Genomic DNA, 2,510 nt, shown 5'->3' with positions numbered 1-2,510 from the left:
GGCGTGCCGCTCGGGCCGCGTCGACCCGGACGGGTACTGCGAGAACTGCGGGCACGCCCAGCCCCGCGAGCGCGACCACATGGAGCAGGAGCTCGACACCGTCGCCGCGGTCAGCGACCGCGGCCTGCGCCACCACCGCAACGAGGACGCCTTCGCGATCTCCACGGCCGCGCTGCCCGACGGCTCGCCCGCCGTCGTCGCGATCGTCTGCGACGGCGTCTCCTCGGCGACCCGCCCCGACGAGGCCTCGCTCGCCGCGTCCCGCGCCGCCAACGAGACGCTGCTGGACTCGCTGCCGCGCGGCACCCACCCGCAGCAGGCGATGCACGAGGCGATCCTCGCGGCCGCCGACGCCGTCAACGCGCTCGCCGCCGAGCCCGCCTCGGCCCGCGAGCACAGCCCGCACCAGAACGCGCCCGCCTGCACCCTGGTCGGCTCGGTCGTCGCGGGCGGCCTGCTCGTCGTCGGCTGGGTCGGCGACAGCCGTGCCTACTGGGTCCCCGACGACCGGGAGGGCCCGACCGTCCGCCTGACCGAGGACGACTCGTGGGCCGCGCAGATGGTCGCGGCGGGCCTGATGAACGAGGCCGAGGCGTACGCCGACGAGCGCGCGCACGCCATCACGGGGTGGCTCGGCGCGGATGCGTACGAACTGGAGCCGCACACCGCTTCCTTCAAGCCGGACCGTGCGGGTGTAGTGGTGGTGTGCACGGACGGGCTGTGGAACTACGCGGAAGCCGTCGAGGAGATGGCCGACGCGGTGCCCGCCGACGCCGCGGTCCGGCCGCTGCACAGCGCCCAGGTCCTGGTCGGCCACGCGCTGGACGGCGGGGGCCACGACAACGTAACAGTGGCCGTCGTCCCGTTCCCGTTCGTGCCGCAAGGGGCAGGATCGGCCTAGAGCGAGCCGGGCGGGGGGCCGTACCGGCACGTGTGGTCTTGAGGTTCGGAAGGATCTGAGGGGGAGCAGTTCCATGGCCAATTTCTCGAAGTCGAACGTGCCGCAGTTCTCGGTCGACGTCTACCAGAACGAGTACCTTCCGGACGGCGGGCGCGAGGTCAACGCCATCGCCACGGTCACCTCGACCGGCGGCGGGACCATCGGGGCCGCGGTCGGCGCACCGCACCTCTACTCTGCGGGGCAGAGTCCGGACGCCGCCGTGGCGATCATGGTCGACTGCTCCGGTTCGATGGACTATCCGCCGACGAAGATGCGGGGCGCCCGGGACGCCACCGCCGCCGCGATCGACGCGCTCCGCGACGGCGTGCACTTCGCGGTGATCGGCGGCACCCACGTCGCCAAGGAGGTCTATCCGGGCGGCGGCCGGCTCGCCGTGGCGGGACCGCAGACCCGTGAGCTGGCCAAGCAGGCGCTGCGCAGGCTGAGCGCGGGCGGCGGCACGGCGATCGGCACCTGGCTGCGCCTGGCGGACCGCCTGCTGGCCTCCGCCGACGTCGCCGCGTCCTCGGTGCGGCACGGCATCCTGCTCACCGACGGCCGCAACGAACACGAGTCGCCCGACGACCTCAGGGCCGCGCTCGACGCGTGCGCGGGCCGGTTCACCTGCGACGCCCGCGGCGTCGGCACGGACTGGGAGGTGAAAGAGGTCACAGGGATAGCGTCCGCGCTGCTCGGCACCGCCGACATCGTCGCCGACCCGGCCGGGCTCGCCGCCGACTTCACGGAGATGATGGAGGCGGCGATGGGCAAGGAGGTCGCCGACGTCAGTCTGCGGCTGTGGACGCCGATGGGCGTGGAGATCAAGTTCGTCAAGCAAGTGGCGCCCACCGTCGAGGAGTTGACGGACCGTCGCACGGAGGCCGGACCGCGCGCCGGGGACTACCCCACGGGCTCCTGGGGCGACGAGTCGCGCGACTACCACATCTGTGTCCAGGTGCCGGGCGCCGAGCTGGGTCAGGAGATGCTCGCGGCCCGTGTCTCGCTGGTCGTGCCGCAGGGGGACGGCAGCGCGCAGACGCTGTCGCAGGGCCTGGTGCGGGCGGTGTGGACCGATGACATGGCTGCCTCCACCTCGATCAATCCGCAGGTCGCGCACTACACGGGCCAGGCGGAACTGGCACAAGTGATCCAGCAGGGACTGGACGCCCGCAAATCGGGAGATGTCGACGGAGCGACGGCCAAACTGGGCCGCGCCGTCCAGCTCGCGAGTGCCTCGGGCAACGCGGATACGGCGAAACTGCTTTCGAAGGTGGTGGACGTCGTGGATGCCGCGGCGGGTACTGTTCGATTGAAGGCGAAGGTCGCCGAGGCCGACGAGATGACACTCGAGACACGGTCGACGAAGACCGTTCGCGTGAAGAAGCAGTAGCGCGGCGCACCGGCGCCGCGAACGGATCACCAGCAGTACGTACGGCCCTCGGGCCGGAGAAGGAGAGGGGGAAGCGCCGACATGCCGACCTGCCCGAACGGACACCAGTCGGGTTCCGACGACTGGTGCGAGGTCTGCGGTCACCGCATGGCCGGTGCCGTACCGCCGCCGCCCCCGCCG

At 72.2% G+C, this 2,510-nt stretch carries 2 protein-coding genes; both read left to right on the top strand.

The features are described 5' to 3' along the window. The coding region (locus AOK03_RS39565; protein ID WP_167355704.1) for a PP2C family protein-serine/threonine phosphatase at window positions 1–901 on the top strand (901 nt) is incomplete at its 5' end. 73 nt (window positions 902–974) lie between these two features. Next, entirely contained in the window at window positions 975–2,330 is a 1,356-nt protein-coding gene (locus AOK03_RS39560) for a vWA domain-containing protein (protein WP_055570164.1), read from the top strand. Window positions 2,331–2,510: the final 180 nt, after the last annotated feature.

It is taken from the genome of Streptomyces atriruber, from assembly GCF_001418325.1.
GTDB lineage: Bacteria > Actinomycetota > Actinomycetes > Streptomycetales > Streptomycetaceae > Streptomyces > Streptomyces atriruber.
Note: the sequence above shows the minus strand (reverse complement) of the source record. Positions and strands in the feature narration are given on the sequence as shown.

Excerpts from the sequence above, each read along its gene's own strand:
- AOK03_RS39560 (WP_055570164.1), top strand. The coding sequence starts at position 975 with ATGGCCAATTTCTCGAAGTCGAACGTGCCGCAGTTCTCGGTCGACGTC.